General features: G+C 64.3%; 17 protein-coding genes. 4 read left to right on the top strand and 13 right to left on the bottom strand.

What is annotated here, in order from left to right; all coding sequences use genetic code 11:
- Positions 1-54 precede the first annotated feature (54 nt).
- Complete coding sequence (locus ACZ1II_RS08890) at positions 55-1,197, bottom strand: mechanosensitive ion channel family protein (protein WP_465146096.1); 1,143 nt, start codon at positions 1,195-1,197, stop codon at positions 55-57.
- Between the two features lie 312 nt (positions 1,198-1,509).
- Positions 1,510-4,350, bottom strand: coding sequence for a DNA polymerase I (gene polA, locus ACZ1II_RS08885; RefSeq protein WP_465146095.1), 2,841 nt, complete (start codon positions 4,348-4,350; stop codon positions 1,510-1,512).
- Positions 4,351-4,600: 250 nt separating this feature from the next.
- Between polA and ACZ1II_RS08880 the strand changes: the two genes are divergently transcribed.
- Entirely contained in the window at positions 4,601-4,924 is a 324-nt protein-coding gene (locus tag ACZ1II_RS08880; protein WP_465146094.1) for a hypothetical protein, read from the top strand.
- A 104-nt stretch (positions 4,925-5,028) separates the two neighbouring features.
- Here ACZ1II_RS08880 and ACZ1II_RS08875 read toward each other — a convergent pair whose 3' ends face one another.
- The 4 genes from ACZ1II_RS08875 to ACZ1II_RS08860 all read right to left on the bottom strand — a co-directional run bounded on the left by ACZ1II_RS08875 (position 5,029) and on the right by ACZ1II_RS08860 (position 9,847).
- Positions 5,029-6,006, bottom strand: a complete 978-nt coding sequence (locus tag ACZ1II_RS08875; RefSeq protein WP_465147267.1) for a serine hydrolase — start codon at positions 6,004-6,006, stop codon at positions 5,029-5,031.
- A 320-nt stretch (positions 6,007-6,326) separates the two neighbouring features.
- Positions 6,327-7,970, bottom strand: coding sequence for a chaperonin GroEL (gene groL, locus ACZ1II_RS08870; RefSeq protein WP_147216387.1), 1,644 nt, complete (start codon positions 7,968-7,970; stop codon positions 6,327-6,329).
- A gap of 45 nt (positions 7,971-8,015) precedes the next feature.
- Positions 8,016-8,303, bottom strand: a complete 288-nt coding sequence (gene groES / locus ACZ1II_RS08865) for a co-chaperone GroES (protein WP_086492655.1) — start codon at positions 8,301-8,303, stop codon at positions 8,016-8,018.
- A 164-nt stretch (positions 8,304-8,467) separates the two neighbouring features.
- The gene (locus ACZ1II_RS08860; protein WP_465146093.1) at positions 8,468-9,847 is read right to left on the bottom strand and encodes an MATE family efflux transporter; all 1,380 of its coding nucleotides are present in this window, start codon (positions 9,845-9,847) and stop codon (positions 8,468-8,470) included.
- A 135-nt stretch (positions 9,848-9,982) separates the two neighbouring features.
- Here ACZ1II_RS08860 and ACZ1II_RS08855 point away from each other — a divergent pair, with 135 nt between their 5' ends.
- Entirely contained in the window at positions 9,983-10,402 is a 420-nt protein-coding gene (locus ACZ1II_RS08855; protein ID WP_465146092.1) for a c-type cytochrome, read from the top strand.
- A 111-nt stretch (positions 10,403-10,513) separates the two neighbouring features.
- Here the strand turns inward: ACZ1II_RS08855 and ACZ1II_RS08850 are convergent, their stop codons facing one another.
- The 7 genes from ACZ1II_RS08850 to ACZ1II_RS08820 form a co-directional block, all read right to left on the bottom strand.
- Entirely contained in the window at positions 10,514-11,128 is a 615-nt protein-coding gene (locus ACZ1II_RS08850) for a hypothetical protein (protein WP_465146091.1), read from the bottom strand.
- Between the two features lie 69 nt (positions 11,129-11,197).
- Positions 11,198-12,154 carry a bifunctional helix-turn-helix transcriptional regulator/GNAT family N-acetyltransferase gene (locus ACZ1II_RS08845; RefSeq protein WP_465146090.1) on the bottom strand — a complete coding sequence of 319 codons (957 nt, stop codon included), beginning with the start codon at positions 12,152-12,154 and terminating at the stop codon, positions 11,198-11,200.
- Positions 12,155-12,312: 158 nt separating this feature from the next.
- Complete coding sequence (gene rplL, locus ACZ1II_RS08840; protein ID WP_021232876.1) at positions 12,313-12,684, bottom strand: 50S ribosomal protein L7/L12; 372 nt, start codon at positions 12,682-12,684, stop codon at positions 12,313-12,315.
- Positions 12,685-12,770: 86 nt separating this feature from the next.
- Positions 12,771-13,283 carry a 50S ribosomal protein L10 gene (gene rplJ / locus ACZ1II_RS08835; RefSeq protein WP_147216378.1) on the bottom strand — a complete coding sequence of 171 codons (513 nt, stop codon included), beginning with the start codon at positions 13,281-13,283 and terminating at the stop codon, positions 12,771-12,773.
- A gap of 459 nt (positions 13,284-13,742) precedes the next feature.
- Positions 13,743-13,976: a helix-turn-helix domain-containing protein gene (locus ACZ1II_RS08830; protein WP_465146089.1), complete on the bottom strand. Its 234-nt coding sequence runs from the start codon at positions 13,974-13,976 to the stop codon at positions 13,743-13,745.
- Positions 13,976-14,524, bottom strand: a complete 549-nt coding sequence (locus ACZ1II_RS08825) for a DUF2975 domain-containing protein (protein WP_465146088.1) — start codon at positions 14,522-14,524, stop codon at positions 13,976-13,978. Before ACZ1II_RS08825 ends, ACZ1II_RS08830 begins: the two co-directional genes overlap by 1 nt.
- A gap of 23 nt (positions 14,525-14,547) precedes the next feature.
- On the bottom strand, positions 14,548-14,724 hold the full coding sequence (locus tag ACZ1II_RS08820; protein ID WP_465146087.1) for a hypothetical protein: 177 nt from the start codon (positions 14,722-14,724) through the stop codon (positions 14,548-14,550).
- A 479-nt stretch (positions 14,725-15,203) separates the two neighbouring features.
- Between ACZ1II_RS08820 and rpoB the strand changes: the two genes are divergently transcribed.
- Together rpoB and rpoC are read left to right on the top strand one after the other, a co-directional pair.
- Positions 15,204-19,373: a DNA-directed RNA polymerase subunit beta gene (gene rpoB / locus ACZ1II_RS08815; RefSeq protein ID WP_465146086.1), complete on the top strand. Its 4,170-nt coding sequence runs from the start codon at positions 15,204-15,206 to the stop codon at positions 19,371-19,373.
- 92 nt (positions 19,374-19,465) lie between these two features.
- Positions 19,466-23,758: a DNA-directed RNA polymerase subunit beta' gene (gene rpoC, locus ACZ1II_RS08810; RefSeq protein WP_465146085.1), complete on the top strand. Its 4,293-nt coding sequence runs from the start codon at positions 19,466-19,468 to the stop codon at positions 23,756-23,758.
- Positions 23,759-23,774: the final 16 nt, after the last annotated feature.

Raw genomic sequence — 23,774 nt, 5'->3', positions numbered from 1 at the left:
CCCGCGGGGTTCGGGCAAATTCGCCTCGTGGTCAATGCCTAAGATAGTTTCACATCAACCCACATGGCGTGCATCGTTATTGCCGGATGCGGCGACAAGTTCGGCCAGCCCCGCCGTCGCGTCCAGCTCGACCGGCGCCACCGGCAGCGTCCTGCGCCGTACCAGGGCCTCAGGCTGGTTGCGACGAATCCAGTCCATCATGGTCTCGCGGATTTCGCAGCGCAGGTCGAACAGGGTCGGCCCGTCCCTCGCGCTCATCAACAGGCGGACTTCGATGGCGCTGTCCTTGCAGTCGGTGACCTGAAGCACTTGGGCGCGCCTGTCCCAGAGGCGGTGGGCCTCGATCTGGCGAGTATATTCCTCGCGGATCGGGCCGATGTCGGTGCCCTGGTCGAGGTAGAGGAACACCGTGCCGAGCAGCTGCGAAGTGGTCTTGGTCCAGTTCTGGAAGGTGTCCTCCAGAAAGCGGTTGGACGGTACCACCAGACGCCGCTCATCCCATAGCCGCACCACCACGTAAGTCGTGCGGATATCCTCGATCCGGCCCCATTCGCCGTCGAGGATAATCACGTCGTCGATCGAGATCGGCTCGGTCATCGCCATCTGGAAGCCCGCGATCAGGGCCTTGAGCGCGGGCTGCGCCGCCGCGCCCACCGCCAGCGCGGCAAGTCCGGCGGAGGCCATCAGGGTCACGCCGATCTCGCGCACGCCGGGCACCGAGGCGAGCATGCCGGAAATGGTCAGGAACACGATCAGGAAAGTGCCGATGCGGCTGAAGATCGCCAGCCGGGTACGGCGGCGGCGGGCGTTGCGGTTGTTCTCCACCGAGATATCGGTGTGCACCATCATCGCCTCGACGAAGGCGCGCAGTACGGCCACCGCAACCCAGCCCGTCAGCAGCGGCATCACGAACGGCGCGAACCGCTGCCAGACCGCTTCGAGCGCCGGGGTCTCACGCGCGGCGAGGACCACACCCATGGCCAGGAAAGCCCAGCGGGTCGGCCGGTTGAGGCGATTGACGACGATATCGTCCGCCTCGCTCTCACTTCGACGGGTAATGCGATGGAGCACGCGGAACAGCACGGCGTGGGCGAGCAGCGCCACCGCCACGCCGAGCAAGGCCGCCAGCAGTGCAGAAAGGGAGCGCTCGGCCCAGACGGGCAGCGCGCCAAGCAGGCTTTCGAGTAACGGGATCATGGTGCTGAAACAATGCTGCACCGCAGCAGTTTCAGGACGAGGCTCGTTTTATCGGGATTCCGGGGCGGTTGGAGGTGGTGCGGCGATGAAAATCGTCTCCGTTCTCCACCTCGTCATCCTGAACTTGTTTCAGGATCCATTCGTCAATCTAGCCCCGCCGCCAGATTGGCGGAATACCGTATTATCCGGTTGCCCGGAGCACTATCGGAGAGATGGATCCTGAAACAAGTTCAGGATGACGGAGTGAATGGGGCAGGAAGGCGCACGAGAACGGCCCGTTTCAAGACCGCCCTCGCTCTCCCCACCTTATCATCAGTGCGCGGCGCCCCAGCTTGCGCCGTGGCCGATCTCCACGCCGAGCGGCACGTCGAGCTTGACCGAGGGCTCCGCCGCCCCCGCCATCACGCTACGGATAACTTCGGATGCCGCCGCCACGTCGTCTTCGGGCAGCTCGAACACGAGTTCGTCGTGCACCTGCAACAGCATGCGGACATGGCCGAGGCCCGCTGCTTCGAGCGCCGGGGTCATGCGGACCATCGCCCGCTTGATGATGTCGGCGCTGGTGCCCTGGATCGGCGCGTTGATCGCGGCGCGCTCGCTGCCCTGGCGCTCGGCGCCGTTCTTGGAACTGATGCGCGGGAACCAGGTCTTGCGGCCGAACAGCGTCTCCGAATAGCCGCGCTCGCGCACTTGTTCGAGGGTGTGGACGATGTAGCGCTGGATGCCGGGGAAGCGCTCGAAATAACGGTCGATCATCGCCTGCGCCTCGTCCGCCTCGGTGCCGAGACGGCCTGCAAGCCCCCAGCGCGAGATGCCGTAGAGGATCGCGAAGTTGATCGTCTTGGCCCGCCCGCGCGTGTCGCGGTCCACCGTGCCGAACATCTCCATCGCCGTGCGCGAGTGAATGTCCTCACCCTGCTCGAAAGCCTCCTTCAGGCTCGGCACGTCGGCCATGTGCGCGGCGAGGCGCAGTTCGATCTGCGAATAGTCGGCGGCGAGCAGGACATTGCCCGGCTCGGCCACGAAGCAGTCGCGAATCTGGCGGCCGATCTCGGTGCGGATCGGGATGTTCTGAAGGTTCGGATCGGTCGAGGACAGGCGCCCGGTCTGCGCGCCGACAAGGCTGTAGCTCGTGTGAACGCGCCCGGTCTGCGGATTGATCGCCGCCTGCAAGGCCTCGGTATAAGTCGAGCGCAGCTTGGAAAGCTGGCGCCATTCGAGCACCTTTGTCGCGACTTCGGCGCCCTCGCCCGCGAGCTTTTCCAGCACCGACTGGTCGGTGGAATACTGGCCGCTCTTGCCCTTCTTGCCGCCCTTGTAGCCGAGCTTGTCGAACAGGATCTCGCCCAGTTGCTTGGGGCTGCCGATGGTGAATTCCTGCCCGACCTTGCCGTAGATCTCGGCCTCCAGTGCGCCGATCGCCTCGGCGAACTGGCTGGAGAGACCGGCCAGCTTCTCGCGGTCGACCTTCACGCCGTGGCGCTCCATCTGGGCGACGACCGGGATCAGCGGGCGATCCACGCGCTCGTAGATGCGCGTGCCGCCCTCGTCGGAAAGGCGCGGCTTGAGCAGGGCATGCAGGCGCCAGGTCACGTCAGCATCCTCGGCGGCATAGTGCGTCGCCTTGTCGAGCGGCACTTCGCCGAAGGGGATCGCCTTCTTGCCGGTACCGCAGACGTCCTTGAACGCCATCGGCTTGTGCCCAAGGTGACGCTCGGACAATTCGTCCATGCCGTGGCCGCCGCCGATCCCGTCGACCTGGCGACCGGCATCGAGGCAGAAGCTGACGATCATCGTATCGTCGACCGGCGCGACGGCGATGCCGTAACGTGCGAGCACGTTGAGATCGTACTTGATGTTCTGCCCGACCTTGAGCACCGCATCGCTTTCCAGCAGCGGCTTGAGCAGGGCCAGCGCGGTTTCCAGCGGCACCTGTTCGGGCTTCTCGGCGAACATGTCGCTACCGCCGTGGCCGAGCGGGATGTAGCAGGCCTCGTTGGGGCCGATCGCCAGACTGACGCCGGTGAGGTCCGCCTGCATCGAATCGAGCTTCGAGGTTTCGGTATCGACCGCCAGGACATGCGCGGCCGCAGCCTTGGCGACCCAGCGATCCAGCGCCTCGACGGTCTGCACGCATTCGTAGGCGGCATAGTCGATCGCGGGCCATTCCGGCAGCGGCTGGCGGGCAGCGCCTTCGCCGGGGCCGCTGGCCACCGTCACGGGCTTGGCCGGATTGAGCTGGGTCGGACGGTCGGGGCTGCCATGGCCACCATCGAGTCGCTTGAGCAGGCTGGTGAAGCCATGCTTGCCAAGGAATTCGGCCAGCGGCGCGGGCGGGATCGCGTCGAGCTTGAACTGCTCCAGCGCCATCGGCAGCGTGCAGTCTTCCTTGAGCGTGACCAGCACCTTGGACAGGCGCGCCTGTTCGGCCTGCTCGATCAGGCGCTCCTGGAGCTTGGACTTCTTCATCGACGGCGCCGCCGCGAGCGCGGATTCGAGATCGCCGTAGTCCTGGATCAGCTTGGTCGCGGTCTTGGGACCGACGCCGTAGACGCCCGGCACGTTGTCCACCGCGTCGCCCATCAGCGCCAGCACGTCGCCGACCTTTTCGGGGAGTACGCCGAACTTCTCGACCACTTCGGGAATGTCGATGCGCTGGTTCTTCATCGTGTCCAGCATGTCGACGCAGCCGCCGCCGATCCCGCATTTGCCCACCAGCTGCATCAGGTCCTTGTCCGAGGACACGATCGTCACGTCCCAGCCCTGCGCGGTGGCGGCGCGGGCGTAGGAGGCGATCAGGTCGTCCGCCTCGAAGCCCGGTTCCTCGATGCAGGGGAGCGAGAAGGCGCGGGTGGCGTCGCGGATCAGCGGGAACTGGGGCACGAGGTCTTCGGGCGGCGGCGGGCGGTTGGCCTTGTAGTCCTCGTAGATGTCGTTGCGGAACGAGTTGCTGCCGGCGTCGAGGATCACCGCGAGGTGGGTCGGGCCGTCGGCCTTGTTGAGGTCGTCCGCCAGCTTCCACAGCATCGTCGTATAGCCGTAGACCGCGCCGACCGGGGTGCCTTCCGGGTTGGTGAGCGGCGGCAGGCGGTGATAGGCGCGGAAGATATAGGCCGAGCCGTCGACGAGATAGAGATGCTGCTTGGAATCCATGGCAAGACCCCTAGCAGCGCCGGGGCTGGCCGTCAGCAGGGCAGTGCCACGCGATTGGTGAAATCGCCGCCTGGGAAAGGACGGGAACCAAATCCCTCCACCACCGTTTGCCCGCGACTGCTTGAAACGCATTTGCGACAGGCCTAGTTTCCCTCCCCAAGGGGCGAAGCCGCCCGCATCTGCGCGGATGGGTTCACGGGGTTTGTCTTTTCAGCAAACGCTTTTTAGCAAACGAGGGAATACCGAAAACATGCGCAAGATTGTCATCGCTGCCACTGCCGCCGTCGCGGCCCTGTCGCTCGCCGCCTGCTCGGAAAAGACGCAGGACGCCGCCTCGGACACCGCGACCTCGGCTGCCAACGACTTCTCGGAAGCCGCCGAAGACGTGGGTGACAAGGTCGGCGACATCGGCGCCCAGGCTTCGGAAGCCGCCGACAACACCAAGGATGCCGCCAAGGACGCGCTGAAGAAGGCGGAAAAGACCACCGACGACATCGCCGCCGACGCCGAGAAGGCCGCCGCCGACGTCACCGACGCCGAAGGCACGCCGCACGACGGCACCGAACAGCACTGATCCTTCGAAGGGCGCCGGGCTTCGCAGTTCCGGCCCTCGGGACATGAAAAAAGCGCTCCGGAGTCGATCCGGAGCGCTTTTTTAGTGCCTCGTGCCGCCTGGTCCTAGCGAGCAGCGGTGCGGTAAGAGGACCCTTCGGCGAGATAGCCGTTGTAGATCGTGCGGGCGATGCTGGCGATCCGTGCCTCGCGGTTGGGGCGGGTGCCCTGCCCGGTCACGTAGATCGCCACGGCATAGGCGCGGCCATCCGGCGTCTCGATGATGCCGATGTCGCTGGAGGTGTTGTTGAGCGATCCGGTCTTGTGCGAGACCGTGACTTCCGCCGGAAGCCCCGCGCGGATGCGGCGCTTGCCGGTGACGGTGCGGCTCATGGCGCCAAGCAGGACGTCGCGGCCCTGCTTGCTCATCCACTTGCCGTTGTAGATTCCGGCGAGCAGCTCGACCACCGCAATCGGTGTGGCGCTGTCGCGCTTGTCGACGACCTTGGCCGGGTCGATGGCGCCGTCATCGCGGACGAGCGTGGCGATGTCGCGGTCGATATGCCAATCGTCGATGCCGGTGCGGCGCACCCAGGCATTGACCGCCGAAGGCCCGCCGACGACCTTGAGCAAGGCATCGGTCGCGTAGTTGTTCGAGCGGGTGATCATCAGCTCGATCAGCTGGCGCGCGCTCATGTAGGTGCCGGGACGCACCGGGGCGACCGTGCTGGAGAACGGCGCCGAGGGCACCGGCACCATCAGCGGGAATTCGCTGGAGAGCGTCCACTTGCCCTTGTCCACGCCTTCCAGGAAGGTCGCGGCAATGGCGATCTTGCTGGTGCTGGCCATCGGGAAACGCTGGCTGCCGAGCACATCGACCATGCGGCCGCTGGACAAGTCCATCGCGGCAACGCCGATGCGGCCCTGCGAGGCATTCGCGACCGAGGCGAGCTGCTTGCCGAAATCGCTGGAATAAGTGCGGGGCGCGCGGTCCTCGGTGCCGAAGACCGAATCGAACGAATCCTGCACATCGCTGATGCCAGCTTGGTCGCGGGCCTGATCACGGGCCTGCGCGGGCACCACCGATAAGGCGCCGAGCGACATGCTCCCGGCAGCCACGGCGACCGCCACGGCCGCGACCTGAAGGAAGCGCCGAGTGCCCTTGCGGCACCGCGCGATGAGTTCGTCTGCCCCGATCATGCAGATCCCACCCTAATCTTGTCCATGTTCCCGAACGGTTAACGACAATAAGGCAAAGCGCCAGTCTTGCGCGATGAAATGTATGCCCCATGCGGGCAATTGCTTAAAATCGAACAATCCTGTCGCCCAGATGAACGAATCCGTCCAATTTGAATCACGGATACGAAAAAGGGCCGGAGAGATCGCTCTCTCCAGCCCCAATTCGCGTCGGTGACGTGAGTGGCTTAGAAGCCGCCCATGCCGCCCATGCCGCCCATGTCGGGCATTGCGGGCATGGCAGGCTTGTCGTCGGCCTTTTCGCTGATCGCCGCTTCGGTGGTGATCAGCAGACCGGCGACCGAAGCCGCATCCTGCAGCGCGGTGCGCACGACCTTGGTCGGGTCGATGACGCCGGCTGCGACGAGGTTTTCATAGACGTCGGTCGCGGCGTTGAAGCCGAGCGATTCGTCCGAACCGTCGAGCAGCTTGCCGGCGACGACAGCGCCGTCGTGGCCTGCGTTCTCGGCGATCTGCTTCAGCGGAGCGGTGATCGCCTTGCGAACGATGTCCACACCGCGGGTCTGGTCGTCGTTGATGCCGGTCAGGCCTTCGAGAGCGCGCGTTGCATAGAGCAGCGCGGTGCCGCCACCGGGGACGATGCCTTCTTCAACGGCAGCGCGGGTCGCGTGGAGAGCGTCGTCGACGCGGTCCTTGCGTTCCTTCACTTCGACTTCGGTCGCGCCGCCGACCTTGATGACGGCCACGCCGCCAGCAAGCTTGGCCAGACGCTCCTGCAGCTTCTCGCGGTCGTAGTCGCTGGTGGTTACTTCGATCTGGGCACGGATCTGCTCGACGCGGCCCTTGATGTCGTCAGCCGCACCGGCGCCGTCGACGATGACAGTGTTGTCCTTGTCGATGGTGACCTTCTTGGCCTGGCCGAGCATGCCGAGGGTGACGCTCTCAAGCTTGATGCCGAGGTCTTCCGAGATCATCTCGCCAGCGGTCAGCGTCGAGATGTCGCCCAGCATGGCCTTGCGGCGATCGCCGAAGCCCGGAGCCTTGACGGCAGCGATCTTCAGGCCGCCACGCAGCTTGTTGACGACGAGCGTGGCAAGGGCTTCACCCTCGATGTCCTCGGCGATGATGAGGAGCGGACGGCCCGACTGCACCACGGCTTCGAGGATCGGCAGCAGCGCCTGGAGCGACGACAGCTTCTTCTCGTGGATGAGGATGTACGGGTTTTCGAGTTCGACCGTCATCTTCTCGGGGTTGGTGACGAAGTAGGGCGACAGGTAGCCGCGATCGAACTGCATGCCTTCGACGACGTCGAGTTCGAATTCGAGACCCTTGGCCTCTTCGACAGTGATGACGCCTTCCTTGCCGACCTTTTCCATGGCTTCGGCGATCTTTTCGCCGACTTCCACGTCACCGTTGGCGGAGATCACGCCGACCTGGGCGATTTCCGAAGAACCGGCAACGGCCTTCGAACGGCCCTTGATGTTCTCGATGACCTTGCCGACGGCGAGGTCGATGCCGCGCTTCAGGTCCATCGGGTTCATGCCGGCGGCAACCGACTTCATGCCTTCGCGCACGATCGCCTGGGCGAGAACGGTCGCGGTGGTGGTGCCGTCACCGGCTGCGTCGTTGGCCTTCGAAGCCACTTCGCGCAGCATCTGGGCGCCCATGTTCTCGAACTTGTCCTTGAGTTCGATTTCCTTGGCGACCGAAACACCGTCCTTGGTGATGCGGGGAGCGCCGAAGCTCTTCTCGATCACGACGTTGCGGCCCTTGGGGCCCAGGGTCACCTTGACGGCGTTGGCGAGGGTGTCGACGCCGGCGAGAATGCGTTCACGCGCGTCGCGGCCGAACTTTACGTCCTTGGCTGCCATTTTGAATTCCTTTTAGAAAACTGGAAAAATCGGAAATCAGGAAGCTCAGCCGATAACGCCGAGGATATCCGATTCCTTCATGATCAGCAGGTCTTCACCGCCGACCTTGACTTCGGTGCCCGACCACTTGCCGAACAGCACGCGGTCGCCAACCTTGACGTCGAGGGGGGTGATGGTGCCGTTTTCAGCGCGGGCGCCGGTGCCGACGGCGACGATTTCGCCTTCAGCCGGCTTTTCCTTGGCGCTGTCGGGGATGATGATGCCACCGGCCGTCTTTTCTTCGGCCTCGACGCGGCGCACGAGAACACGGTCGTGCAGCGGGCGGAAAGTCATGGGGATCTCCCTAATCCTACGAACTAAAGGGCAAGAAACTGGAATTGGCACTCACACCGAGAGAGTGCCAACGGCCGTGGATATGGTTCGCCCCTGTAGCGCCGTCAAGCGCAGACCCGGCAAAAATTTCTCATCCGGTATGGACGCAAGATGAGACGAGAGCGTTACACCCGGTCGAGGTGGAACTCTTCGCGCCAGTGCCAGCGGGCGACCAGCATCACCGCCGCCACGGTCAGCCCGACCGCGAGACCGATCCAGACGCCCACGCCTTCCAGCGGCGTGAACAGGCCCAGCACCGCCGAAGTGGCGAAGCCCGCCGCCCAGTATCCGAACAGGGCAATGGCCATCGGCACGCGGGTATCCTGGATACCGCGCAGCGCGCCTGCTGCCACGGCCTGAAGCCCGTCGGTCAGCTGGAATATCGCCGCGACGAACAGGAAATGCAGTGCGAAACCGACGAGGACCGCGTTCTCCGGCGCCGCGACATCGACATAGGCCGAGAGAATGAAGCGCGGGGCCAGCAGCATCGTCGAGGCCGAGACGACCATGAAGATCATCGCCACGGTGATCGCCGCCCAGCCCGCCAGCCCGACGCCGACCCGGTTGCCCGCGCCGAAGTGATAGCCGACCCGGATCGTCGCCGCCTGCCCCACGCCGAACGGCACCTGGAAGGCGAAGGCGGCGATCTGCAAGGCCACTGTGTGCGCGGCCAGTTGCGCCTCGCCGAGACGACCCATCAGGAAAGCGGCGCCGCTGAAGAGGCCGCCCTCGGCGATCAGCGTCGCCGCGATCGGCAGGCCGAGCGCCAGAATCTGCCGCAGGCGCTGCCATTCGGTCCGCCAGATGCGCCCGAATACATGGTAGCGCCGCAGCCTGCGGTCGCAGCGGATGGAGATGGCATAGGCGATCACCATGACGGTCGCGGTGGTGATGCTGGCCAGCGCCGACCCCATCAGGCCAAGCGCCGGAAAGCCGAAGTGGCCGAAGACCAGCACATAGTTGCCGAGCGCGTTCACGCCGATCGCCAGCGCGGTGATGACGGTCGCGAAGATCGGCCTGCCGAGCGCAGAAACGAACGTCCGCAGCACATTGGCGATCGTCATCGGCAGTACCGCGATCGAGACGATCTTGAGGAAGTGCGCAGCGAGGCCGGCGACTTCCGGTTCCTGTCCGGTGACTTCCATCAGCCAGTCGCCAAACTGCGAGATCGCGATGGCGCCGAGGCTGAACAGCACCGCGACCCAGAGCGCCATGCGCGCGGAACGGCGCACTTCGCGCACCGAGTTGTGGCGACGGCCGATCTCGGCAGCGATCAGCGGGGCGACCGCGCCGGTCACGCCGTTGATCCCCATCATCATCAGCGCGACGATCGCGATGGCGAGGCTCGATGCCGCCAAGGCCTGCTGACCGAGGCGGGCGACGAAGATCACGTCGGTGGCGAAGACCGCCATCTGCAGGAGATTGGCAAGCGCAAGCGGCCCCGCAAGACGCAGGGTGGCGCCGAGTTCGGACCGGAAAGTCGAAGGAAGATGCTGTGTCGCCATTGTCGGCAGGGTCGATAGGGGAGGGGACCCGCAAGCGAAAGGAAATTCCTGCCCCTCGAAAGCGGGACTTGCGCCAAATCATGGACTTCCCATCGCGCGCCCGGTCGAATAGGGACCGCCCGCGCCGGAGGAACCATGACACCTGCTCGCCTGATTGTTGCCGCCCCCCTGCTCTTCCTCGCCGCCTGCGGCGGTTCGGATCAAGACTCATCGGAAACTGCCCAAGCCTCGCCCGCTACGGCAGCTTCTCCCGAGACCTCTACCTCGAACGCCCCTGCGGCTTTCGCCACCTGCCGCTCGTGCCATTCGGTGGAGCCGGGCAAGAACGGAGTCGGCCCGTCGCTGTTCGGGATCGTCGGGACAAGAGCCGGTGACGTTCCGGGCTACAACTTCAGCCCCGCGCTGAAGGCCTCGGGCGTGACCTGGGACCGGCAGACGCTCGACACCTGGCTCCAGGGACCGATGAAGATGGTTCCCGGCACCAAGATGGTGATCGGCGTGCCCAATCCGGAAAAGCGCAAGGAAGTTATCGACTACCTCGAATCGCTGAAGTGAGCCGCTCCCCCCAAAGGGCCGATACAGGAAACGGCGCCGCGCGGGGCGCGACGCCGTTCGTCAGTTCGGTCCTCGTGCGGGGGGAATGGGGCTGAGCGAGGACCGGGAAAATCAAACCTTGCGGCTGGGCGGAACCTGTTGCTCCACCGCCTTGTCGATCTTGGCGGGAATGGCCGCGGTGCCGGGCTTTGCGGCATCGCAGCCGTCCGAGGCAGCCTGCGTCATCCTCGGCGCAGCGCCCGAACCGTCAGAACTGTAGGACACCGAACGGGTACAGCCATCGGCGTCGGTACTCGACGAATAATAGGTAACGTGCGCGCCCTTCGGCATGTCGCCTGTCATCACCAAACCGGGAACCGCCGATGCGCCTCCGGTGGCGACGGCCTGCTGCTGCATCCGGGCCGCATGCGCCTGCACCAGGGCGGCCTGCTGCATCATCGCGCTCATGCGGGCGTCCATGGCCGCGGAGATGCGCTCCATCTCGGCAAAGGGATCGGCCATCGCCGGCATTGCGGCGGCCTGCACCTGCTCGGCCGGAACGACCTCCACTTGCGGCGCGACATCGCCGGAATAGCGAACCTGCACCACCAATCCGTCCGGTGCATCTACGTTCATCGTGTGCAGCTTTGCCGTCGCGGCTTCGGCCACGCCCGCGCCGAGAACGACCAGCGCGGCGGCGCTCAAGAGATACTTGTTCGCCAGATATTTGCTCGAAGGCATTCGCATGAGGGGCAACCTCCTTCGTGACTTGTCCTGTGACGGCGGCAAGCTGCCCCTCGCAAGCTGAACCTCGGATTACCGCCCCTCAAGCGGATGGATCATGGCAACGTCGCAGCGCTCGTAGCGCGCGCCGTAGCGCTCCATGATCCCGGCATCGTGGCGGAAGCCCAGCTTTTCGTAGAGGTGGATCGCCGCTTCGCACTTCGCATTGGTCAGCAGATAGAGCGGCTCGGCGCCCATCGCACGGGCGCGGGCGATCATCGCATCGAGCAGGAACTCGCCCGCCTTGAGACCCCGCGCCGACGCGCGCACGCCCATCTTGGTCAGTTCGAAAGCCTGTTCGCCGGTCTTCTGGAGCGCGCAGGTGCCGACGATGCCGAGGCCCTCGGCCTCGACGAAAAGGATCGTGCCGCCCGGCTCGACGATGCGCGCGCGCGGGTTTTCCAGCACCTCGCGATCGGTGGGTTCGAGGCGGAACATCGCCTCGATCCATGCGGCGTTGATGTCGTGGAATTCGTGGGCGAGAGCGTCGGAGAATTCGCGAATCGCGAGGCGGGGCTGGCCGAGCCGGGCATGGCGCTCGACCATCGAGGATTCGCTCAGCGCCGTCTCGATCCGAGCGATATGCGCCAGTAGCTCATCCGTGCGGCCACCGCACATCTCGTCCACCGCGCGGCCGACGCCGGGCCAGACCTGCATCTTCACACGGGCCATGGCGGCCCTGCCTGCAGGTGTCAGCGAAAGCACGCGCTGGCGAAGGTCCGCGCCGGGCTTGCCCTCGACCAGCCCCAGTTCGGCAAGCTGGCCGATCGCCCGCGTCACGCCGGGCTGGCTGGAACCGACCGCTTCGGCCAGTTGCCCCACGGTCATGTCGCTGCCGTCGAGCGCGGTCAGCAGCGGCACCTGACTGGGCTGGATGCCAAGCCCCGCTTCCTCGATGATCCGCGCCGCATCGCCCTGCAGGCGCTCGGCCAGACGCTTCATGCGGCTGCCCAGAAGAATGCCGCCCCACTGGGCCACGACGTCGTTCATGCGAATCTCCATATCGCGTTATATATCTTGTTATGGAGATTCCCCCGCACGTCAAGCGGGCAAACGAAAAGGGCGGCCCCGAGGAGCCGCCCTTTCCTGTTTCTGCTCGGAAAAACCGAGAAGATCGATAATCGGCGCGGGCCGCAGCCCGCAGCAGATTACTTGAGCTCGACGGTGCCGCCAGCTTCTTCGATCTTCTTCTTGATTTCTTCGGCTTCAGCCTTCGAAGCGCCTTCCTTGACGGCCTTCGGAGCGCCTTCGACGAGAGCCTTGGCTTCAGCCAGGCCCAGACCGGTGATGGCGCGGACTTCCTTGATGACGTTGATCTTCTTGCCACCGTCGCCGGTGAGGATCACGTCGAATTCGGTCTTTTCTTCAACAGCGGCAGCTTCGCCGGCCGGGGCAGCAGCCACGGCAACGGCAGCAGCGGCGCTCACGCCCCATGCTTCTTCGAGAGCCTTGGCGAGGTCAGCGGCCTCGAGGACGGTCAGCTGCGACAGTTCTTCAACAAGCTTGGCGATATCGGCCATGATAATAACTCCTGATCTGTGGTCCCGAAGGCCGCCTCATGCGGCAACGGGATAAATCGTAAGAAAAGTGTTGCTTAAGCTTGGGCTCAAGCAGCCTTGTCGGCGTAGGCAGCGAAGACGCGCGCCAGCTTGGCCGCCGGAGCGGTCTGCAGCTGGGCGATCTTGGTCGCCGGAGCCTGAACGAGGCCGATGAGCTTGGCACGCAGTTCGTCGAGCGACGGCATCGAGGCGAGAGCCTTGACACCGGCAGCATCCAGAACCTGCGAACCCATCGAGCCGCCGACGATCTCGATCTTGTCGGTCGTCTTGGCGAAATCGACGACGGCCTTGGCAGCTGCGACGGGGTCCACCGAAGTGGCGATGGCCGTCGGGCCGCTCAGGAAGTCGCCGATACCGACATAGTCGGTGTCCGCGATGGCAAGCTTGGCAAGACTGTTCTTTGCAACCTTATAGGTAGCACCGGCATCACGGATCTTGCCGCGCAGGGCGGTGGACTGAGCCACCGTCATGCCGAGGTTGCGGGTGATGACCACCACACCGACCTCGTTGAAGACCGCGTTGAGCTGGGCGACCGAATCGGCTTTCTGCAAACGATCCATGCCTTACTCCTTCACATGTGACCGCTTGGAACTTGCGTTCCGCACGGCCGGCTACGTTTGTCCGAAGCGCTGATGCGCTTCGGGCGGGTCCGTTGGCGATGGGGAAGGAGTTTTCGGGTCGGAACCCGAATGGACACCACGCTCATGAGCGAGGGCCGGAAAATTTCCTGTTCCCCGTCTAGGCTGGAAATTAAGCCCCCGCAAATCGGGAGCACCAACTGTCTCGGACGGATGAACGATGGGCCGAAACCCAACGGTTCGGGCGCGCCTCTGAAGGAAAGCGCGCCCGAAGTCAAGCGATTCGGCTATATTTGGAAAATGCCCAAGCGGGCATTTTCGTAGCGGCACCGGCTCACGCCCCCACCCTACCACCCGCAGGATACTACCGTTGGGTGGTAGGGTGGGGGCGTGGGCCGGTGCCGCCAAAATCCGTCTGCGGCGGATTTTCAAACAATCACTTTAAACCGCCGGTTCGTATCCCAGGAGGTCGCCCGGCTGGCAGTCCAGTTCCCGGCAGATCGCCTCCAGAGTCGAGAAGCGGATCGCCTTGGCCTTGCCGGTCTTGAGGATCGAGAGGTTGGCGAGCGTGATGCCGATGCGCTCCGCCAGTTCGGTCAGCGTCATGCGACGGGCATAGAGCAGGTCGTCGAGCTTCACCACGATATTGCCTCCTTCGCTGCTATCTTCGCCCATCACACGGTTCCTTCCAGTTCGGCGCGCATCTCGGCGCCCTTGCGGAAGACGCGGGCGAGGATGAACAGGATCAGCATCAGCAGCAGGCCGTTGCCCGAGATGCCGCCCATCGTCTCGACATGCGTGTGCCCCTCGCCGATCCGGTTGATCCAGGCGCCCAGCCCCGAGAGCGGCGCGCCGAGCAGCTGCACCACCAGGCTCAGCCAGGCCATCTCGGTCAGCCTACGGGCGTTTTCCGGCACGAAGGGATCGCCGTCGCCAACGGTGCCGACGATCCGCTTCAGCAACTGGAATATCCGGAACAGCACGCCGCAGAGGATCGCGGCGAAGACCAGGATGCCGCTGACCACCCAGAAGAACTGGGGCAGCACCAGAGGCATTTCCTTGGCCATCTCGACCGAGATGTCGTTCTGGAAGAACAGCAGCAACGGAATGGCGACGAAGCATGCAGCCACGCCGATGGCCATGCTCGCCATGAGGAACCACAGCAGTCCCTTGGCGATGGCGAGAAGCGGGTCGCGGGTGAGCGCGTTCATCGTGTTGGTCATCGGTCGGTGCCCCTTTCTATCGATTACATCAGCGCCGGAGCGACCGGCGCGGCGATGACGAGCACGGCCTGATCCGGAACGGCGGTGTCGGCCGCCTCGGCGGGGGTGGAAATCGTCGGCAGCCAGAACGCAGCAACGAAAGCCATGGCCAGAACGGCAGCGACGGGACGGGAAGCCTTTTGCGGGTTCGAGAAGATCATTGTTCGTTCTCCGATATGTTCGATATCGAAATTCAATAAACCCGATTCGCCTTATCGTCAAACAATAATATTGAAAAACGATATGCAACTTGTCGTTTCTCGAAAACCCGAGCCATTCCCGCCCTTTGCGAACACCCATTCATCCACCGGACCGCCGCCCCCCCCTCCCCGACCCGAAACGCGCGGAAATGCGCCGCCTCGTTTGACAGACGCGCGCCCCACTCCTATATGGCGACCTCGCTCGACCGCTTCGAGCAAGGCCGATCCATGCGCGGGGACCGGTCCGGGAAGGAAGCGGAACGGGTTTCATCTGACGCAGAAGGCTGCTGGCCGCATCGGCAAAACCCCCGGTTTTGCGCGCGCGCCGTGCGGCCTTTTGGTGTTTCGGATGGCGGACAAGACGTCCTCGCGAAGACGAAATTTATTCGGGCCGGTCCTTATCGAATCGGCCCCCGAAGCGAAGAGGCAAAGACCAGGTCATGGCCACCAAGCCCGCAAATGCCACCGGCGACAATCGCCGCTCGGTCAAGAAGCGCATCCGCAAGATCTTCGGCGACATCCACGAAGTCGTCCAGATGCCGAACCTGATCGAGGTTCAGCGCGAGAGCTACGAACAGTTCCTGCGTTCCGATCCCTCGACCGGCTACGTCTCGGGCCTGGAGAAGACCCTGCGCTCGGTCTTCCCGATCCGTGACTTCGCGGGGACCAGCGAACTCGACTTCGTCCACTACGAGCTGGAAGAGCCGAAGTACGACGTGACCGAGTGCCGCCAGCGCGGCATCACCTACGCGGCCCCGATGAAAGTCACGCTGCGCCTGATCGTGTTCGAAGTGGACGCCGAAACCGAGACCCGCTCGGTCCTCGATATCAAGGAGCAGGACGTCTACATGGGCGACATGCCGCTCATGACCGAGAACGGCACCTTCTTCATCAACGGCACCGAGCGCGTGATCGTCTCGCAGATGCACCGTTCGCCGGGCGTCCTGTTCGACCATGACCGCGGCAAGACCCACTCTTCGGGCAAGTTCCTCTTCGCCGCCCGCGTGATCCCCTACCGCGGTTCCTGGCTCGACTTCGAGTTTGACGCCAAGGACATCGTGAACGTGCGTATCGACCGCAAGCGCAAGCTGCCGGTCACCGCGCTGCTCTACAGCCTCGGCCTCGATTCCGAGCAGATCCTCGACTACTTCTACCAGACCGTGACATGGAAGCGCGGTTCGGGTGGCTGGCAGCTGCCCTACCAGGCCGAAGCCTGGCGCGGTGCCAAGCCCGCCTTCGACATCGTCGACGCCAAGTCGGGCGAAGTCGTGTTCCCGGCCGGCACCAAGATCTCGCCGCGCGCCGCCAACAAGGCGCAGAAGGACGGTCTTGAGGAACTGCTGATCCCCACCGAGGAAATCTTCGGCCGCTATTCGTCGAAGGACCTGATCGACGAGTCGACGGGCCGCATCTACATCGAGGCCGGTGACGAAGTTTCGCCGGAGAACCTCGAAGCGCTCGACCGCGCGGGCATCGACCAGATCGACCTGCTCGACATCGACGACATCAACACCGGCCCCTGGATCCGCAACACGATGAAGGCCGACAAGGCCGACAATCGCGACATGGGTCTGGAAGCGATCTACAAGGTCATGCGTCCGGGCGAACCGCCGACGAAGGAAACCGCCGAAGCCCTCTTCGCCGGCCTGTTCTTCGACGCCGACCGCTACGACCTCTCGGCCGTGGGCCGCGTCAAGCTGAACATGCGTCTCGGCCTCGACGTCGAGGACACCGTCACCACCCTGCGCACCGACGACATTCTCGCGGTCGTGAAGGAACTGGTCGGCCTCAAGGACGGCAAGGGCGAAATCGACGACATCGACAACCTCGGCAACCGCCGCGTGCGTTCGGTGGGCGAGCTGCTGGAAAACCAGTACCGCGTCGGCCTGCTCCGCATGGAGCGCGCCGTGAAGGAGCGCATGTCGTCGGTGGACGTGTCGACGGTCATGCCGAACGACCTCATCAACGCCAAGCCCGCCGTGGCCGCCGTGCGCGAGTTCTTCGGTTCCTCGCAGCTCTCGCAGTTCATGGACCAGACCAACCCGCTGTCGGAAGTCACCCACAAGCGCCGCGTTTCGGCACTTGGGCCGGGCGGTCTCACCCGTGAGCGCGCCGGCTTCGAAGTCCGCGACGTTCACCCGACCCACTATGGCCGTATCTGCCCGATTGAAACGCCGGAAGGCCCGAACATCGGTCTGATCAACTCGCTCTCGACCTTTGCCCGCGTCAACAAGTACGGCTTCATCGAGACGCCCTACCGCCGCGTGGTGGACGGTCTGGTGTCGAAGGACGTGGTCTACCTCTCGGCCATGGAAGAGCAGAAGCACACCGTCGCCCAGGCGTCGGCTGCGCTCAACACCGATGGTTCGTTCGTCGAGGAACTCGTCTCGGCTCGCCAGAACGGCGAATTCGTGATGAGCCCGCGCGACCAGATCACGCTGATGGACGTTTCGCCCAAGCAGCTCGTCTCGGTCGCCGCCTCGCTCATTCCGTTCCTGGAAAACGACGACGCCAACCGCGCTCTCATGGGCTCGAACATGCAGCGTCAGGCCGTGCCGCTCGTGAAGGCGGACGCTCCGTTCGTCGGCACCGGTATGGAAGAGACGGTTGCGCGTGACTCGGGCGCCGCGATCTCGGCGCTGCGCGCCGGTATCGTCGACCAGGTGGACGCCACCCGTATCGTCATCCGCGCCTCGGGCGATATCGAACCCGGCAAGTCGGGCGTCGACATCTACCGTCTGCAGAAGTTCGAACGCTCGAACCAGTCGACCTGCATCAACCAGCGTCCGCTGGTGAAGGTGGGCGAAGTGGTCCAGGCTGGCGACACCATCGCCGACGGTCCCTCGACCGAGTTCGGCGAACTGGCTCTGGGCCGCAACGTGCTCGTCGCGTTCATGCCCTGGAACGGCTACAACTACGAAGACTCCATCCTGATCTCCGAGCGGATCGTGAAGGAAGACGTCTTCACGTCGATCCACATCGACGAGTTCGAAGTCATGGCCCGCGACACCAAGCTGGGGCCGGAAGACATCACCCGCGACATCCCGAACGTCGGCGAGGAAGCCCTGCGCAACCTCGACGAAGCGGGCATCGTCTACATCGGCGCCGAAGTGCACCCGGGCGACATCCTGGTCGGCAAGATCACCCCGAAGGGCGAAAGCCCGATGACGCCGGAAGAAAAGCTCCTCCGCGCCATCTTCGGTGAAAAGGCTTCGGACGTCCGCGACACCTCGCTGCGTCTGCCGCCGGGCGTGTCGGGCACGATCGTCGACGTGCGCGTGTTCAACCGTCACGGTATCGAGGTCGACGACCGTACCCGCGCGATCCAGAACGAGGAAATCGAACGCCTCGCCAAGGACCGCGAGGACGAACGCGCCATCCTCAACCGCGCCACCTACAACCGCCTGAAGGACATGCTCCTCGGCCAGGTCGCCGCTTCGGCGCCCAAGGGCCTCAAGAAGGGCGTGGACATCACCGAGGAACTGCTGGACGAAGTCGAGCGTCACGAGTGGTGGAAGTTCGCGGTTGCCGACGACCACATGCAGTCGCAGCTCGAAGCGGTGAAGACCCAGTACGACCTCACCGTCAAGGCGATCCAGGAGAAGTTCGAGGACCGCAAGGAGAAGCTGGAACGCGGTGACGAACTCGCGCCCGGCGTGCTCAAGATGGTCAAGGTCTTCGTGGCCGTGAAGCGCAAGCTTCAGCCGGGCGACAAGATGGCCGGCCGTCACGGTAACAAGGGTATCATCAGCCGCATCCTGCCGCTGGAAGACATGCCCTTCCTCGAAGACGGTACGCCCGTCGACTTCGTGCTCAACCCGCTGGGCGTGCCTTCGCGCATGAACGTCGGTCAGATCTTCGAAACCCACCTCGGCTGGGCCGCCCGCGGCCTCGGCGCGCGGATCGGTGCGGCTCTGGACGACTGGCGCACGGCCAACCCGAACCCCGAAGCCGGCCAGCCGCCGGAAGCGGTGCGCGAGCTGCTCAAGGAAGTCTACGGCGACAACTACACCGCCGAGATCGACGCGCGCAGCGACGAGCAGATCGTCGAGTTCGCCCAGTCCGTCCGCAAGGGCGTGCCGATGGGTTCGCCGGTCTTCGACGGTGCGATCGAGAAGGATGTCACCGACATGCTCAAGCTCGCCGGTCTCGACGAGTCGGGCCAGAGCGATCTCTACGACGGCCGCACCGGCGACCGCTTCGACCGCAAGGTCACGGTGGGCTGCAAGTACGTGCTCAAGCTGCACCACCTTGTCGATGACAAGATCCACGCCCGTTCGATCGGCCCCTACTCGCTCGTCACCCAGCAGCCGCTGGGCGGTAAGGCGCAGTTCGGCGGCCAGCGCTTCGGGGAAATGGAGGTCTGGGCTCTCCAGGCCTACGGCGCGGCTTACACGCTCCAGGAAATGCTGACGGTGAAGTCGGACGACGTGGTCGGCCGCACCAAGGTCTACGAAGCGATCGTCAAGGGCGACGACACCTTCGAGGCCGGCATTCCCGAGAGCTTCAACGTGCTCGTCAAGGAAATGCGCTCGCTGGGCCTCAACGTCGAGCTTACCAGCCACGACGACAACGAGGACGGCGACGATACGGCGCTGGCGGCGGAATAACGGGATCGGGCGGGGCGTATCGCGCCTCGCCCACCCAGTTTCGCTTAAAGGCCTGTCCGCCTGAAGAATTCACCCTCTAGAGGGATAAAACCATGAACGACCTGTCCAAGTTCACCAACCAGATGGCGAAGCCCGAGACCTTCGATCAGATCCAGATCGGTCTCGCCTCGCCTGAGCGTATCCGCTCCTGGTCCTTCGGCGAAATCAAGAAGCCGGAAACCATCAACTACCGTACGTTCAAGCCTGAGCGTGACGGCCTCTTCTGCGCCCGCATCTTCGGTCCCGTGAAGGACTACGAATGCCTTTGCGGCAAGTACAAGCGCATGAAGTACAAGGGCGTCGTCTGCGAAAAGTGCGGCGTCGAAGTCACCGTGACCAAGGTGCGCCGCGAGCGCATGGGCCACATCGAACTGGCCGCGCCTGTCGCGCACATCTGGTTCCTGAAGTCGCTGCCTTCGCGCATCGGCCTGCTGCTCGACATGCAGCTCAAGCAGCTTGAGCGCGTCCTCTACTTCGAGAGCTACATCGTCATCGAGCCGGGCCTGACCCCGCTCGAAAAGTACCAGCTGCTCACCGAAGACGAGATGCTCGACGCCCAGGACGAGTACGGCGAAGACGCCTTCTCGGCCGGTATCGGCGCCGAGGCGGTGAAGCACATGCTCATCAACCTCGACCTCGAGCAGGAGCGTGCGGACCTTCTCCAGGAACTTGAGACGACCAAGTCGGAACTCAAGCCCAAGAAGATCATCAAGCGCCTCAAGGTCGTGGAATCGTTCATCGATTCGGGCAACCGCCCCGAGTGGATGATCCTTGAAGTCGTGCCGGTCATTCCGCCGGAACTGCGTCCGCTGGTGCCGCTGGACGGCGGCCGCTTCGCGACCTCGGACCTCAACGACCTCTATCGCCGCGTCATCAACCGTAACAATCGTCTTAAGAGGCTGATCGAGCTGCGTGCGCCGGACATCATCGTCCGCAACGAAAAGCGCATGCTGCAGGAAGCAGTTGACGCCCTGTTCGACAACGGCCGTCGCGGCCGCGTCATCACCGGCGCCAACAAGCGTCCGCTGAAGTCGCTGTCCGACATGCTCAAGGGCAAGCAGGGCCGCTTCCGTCAGAACCTTCTGGGTAAGCGCGTCGACTATTCGGGCCGTTCGGTCATCGTGACCGGTCCGGAACTCAAGCTGCACCAGTGCGGCCTGCCGAAGAAGATGGCGCTCGAGCTGTTCAAGCCGTTCATCTACGCCCGTCTGGACGCCAAGGGTCTCTCGATGACCCTGAAGCAGGCCAAGAAGTGGGTCGAGAAGGAACGCAAGGAAGTCTGGGACATCCTCGACGAAGTCATTCGCGAGCACCCGGTCATGCTGAACCGCGCGCCGACGCTCCACCGTCTGGGCATCCAGGCGTTCGAGCCGGTGCTGATCGAAGGCAAGGCGATCCAGCTGCACCCGCTCGTCTGCTCGGCCTTCAACGCCGACTTCGACGGTGACCAGATGGCCGTCCACGTGCCGCTCTCGCTGGAAGCCCAGCTGGAAGCGCGCGTGCTGATGATGTCGACCAACAACATCCTCTCGCCCGCCAACGGCAAGCCGATCATCGTGCCTTCGCAGGACATGGTTCTCGGCCTGTACTATCTGTCGATGGACCGTACCGGCGAGCCGGGCGAAGGCATGAAGTTCGCGGACATGGCCGAAGTGCACCAGGCACTTCACGTCGGCGCCGTGACGCTGCACTCGAAGATCGAGGCCCGCGTGCCGCAGACCGACGAGAACGGCGAGCAGTACATGAAGCGCTTCGAGACCACGCCGGGCCGCATGCTGCTGGGCGAATGCCTGCCGAAGTCGCACACCGTGCCCTTCGACGTCGTCAACCGCCTTCTCACCAAGAAGGAAATCGGTGACGTGATCGACCAGGTCTACCGTCACACCGGCCAGAAGGACACGGTGCTGTTCGCCGACGCGATCATGTCGCTCGGCTTCCGCAACGCGTTCAAGGCAGGCATCTCCTTCGGCAAGGATGACATGATCATCCCGGAATCGAAGGAAGCCCTGGTTGCCGAGACCAAGGAACTGGTTGCCGACTACGAGCAGCAGTACCAGGACGGTCTCATCACCCAGCAGGAAAAGTACAACAAGGTGATCGACGCCTGGAGCCGTTGCGGCGACCAGGTGGCGAACGCCATGATGGAAGACCTGAAGGCACAGCCGATCGATCCCGAGACCGGCCGCATGGCCCAGATCAACTCGATCTACATGATGAGCCACTCCGGTGCGCGTGGTTCCCCGGCGCAGATGAAGCAGCTTGGCGGTATGCGCGGCCTCATGGCCAAGCCGTCGGGCGAGATCATCGAAACCCCGATCATCTCGAACTTCAAGGAAGGCCTGACCGTTCTTGAATACTTCAACTCGACCCACGGCGCCCGTAAGGGTCTGGCCGACACCGCACTGAAGACGGCAAACTCGGGTTACCTGACCCGCCGTCTGGTCGACGTGTCGCAGGACTGCGTCGTCGTGATCGAGGATTGCGGTACCGAGCGCGCGCTGGAAATGCGTTCGATCGTGCAGGGCGGTTCCACCATCGCCTCGCTCGCCGAACGTATCCTGGGCCGTACCCTGGCCGAGGACATCGTCGACAAGGAAGGCAACACCGTTGCCGCCAAGGGCCAGCTCCTCGACGAAGCCGCCGTGGCTGCCATCGAGGCGACCGGTCTCCAGGCTGCCCGCATCCGTTCGCCGCTGGTCTGCGAAGCCCAGCAGGGCGTCTGCGGCAAGTGCTACGGCCGTGACCTCGCTCGCGGTACCCCGGTCAACATCGGTGAAGCCGTCGGCGTCATCGCCGCACAGTCGATCGGTGAACCGGGCACGCAGCTCACCATGCGTACCTTCCACATCGGCGGCGCCGCGCAGCTCAACGAAACCAGCCACCTGGAATCGATCGCTGACGGTCGCGTCGAGTATCGCGACATCCCGACGATCGTCGACAAGCGTGGTCGCCGCCTGTCGCTCGCCCGCAACGGCGAGATCGTGGTCTACGATACCGAAGGCCGCGAGCGCGCGATGCACCGCGTGCCTTACGGTACGGTGCTGCTCCACACGGACGGCGCTTCGGTGAAGGAAGGCGAACGCCTGGCCGAGTGGGACCCGTTCTCGCTGCCGATCATCACCGAAACCTCGGGCGTCGTGAAGTATCAGGACCTCCTCGATACCCGCACGCTGACCGAGCACGTCGACGATGCGACCGGCATGACCAGCCGCGTCGTGACCGAAGACCGTTCGTCGCGCTCTGCGAAGAAGAAGGAAGACCTGCGTCCGCGCATCACCCTTCTCGATGACGCCTCGGGCGAAACCGCGCGCTACATGATGGCGCCGGGCACCACGCTCTCGGTCGAGGACGGCCAGACCGTCGAAGCAGGCGACATCATCGCCCGTGCTTCGCGCGAAGCCGCCAAGACCCGCGACATCACCGGCGGTCTGCCGCGCGTTGCCGAACTGTTCGAGGCCCGCAAGCCGAAGGACAATTCGATCATCGCCAAGGTCTCCGGCCGCATCGAGTTCGTTCGCGACTACAAGGCCAAGCGCAAGATCGCGATCATCCCGGAAGAGGGTGATCCGGTTGAGTACCTGATCCCGAAGAGCCGCGTGATCGACGTGCAGGAAGGCGACTTCGTCAAGAAGGGCGACAACCTGATCTCGGGCTCGCCCGATCCGCACGACATTCTGGAAGTCCTCGGCGTCGAGGCTCTGGCAGAATACCTCGTCGCGGAAATCCAGGAAGTCTACCGCTTGCAGGGCGTGAAGATCAACGACAAGCACATCGAGACGATCGTTCGTCAGATGCTGCAGAAGGTCGAGATCACGGCCGGTGGCGACACCACCCTGCTGCCGGGCGAACAGGTCGACTACGAGGAAATGTTCGAGATCAACAGCAAGCTTCCCGAGGGCAAGCAGCCCGCGGAAGGCAAGCCGGTGCTTCTCGGCATCACCAAGGCGTCGCTCCAGACCCGCTCGTTCATCTCGGCGGCGTCGTTCCAGGAGACCACCCGCGTGCTCACGCAGGCGGCTGTCGAGGGCAAGAAGGACTCGCTCATCGGCCTCAAGGAAAACGTCATCGTCGGCCGCCTGATCCCGGCGGGCACCGGCGCCGGCATGAACCGCGTCCGCGTGGCGGCCTCCAGCCGCGACGCTGCCCTGCGCGCGTCCTACCGCCGCCTGCAGGAATCTCTGATCGCCGCCAACACGGCGGAAGAAGAGCACGCAGCAGAACTGGCCCAGGGCCCGGAAGCCGCGATCGGCAACGATCCGCTCGCTTCGGTCGAAGGTGAAACCCATGGTCTGGACGCCGATGCCGGCGATTACCTGATCAAGGGTGATGAGGGCGACGAAGCGTAAGCTTCCTCCCTCCGCC

The sequence above is a fragment of the Novosphingobium sp. BL-S-20 genome (genome assembly GCF_055521635.1).
This window is presented reverse-complemented; position numbering and strand designations above follow the sequence as displayed.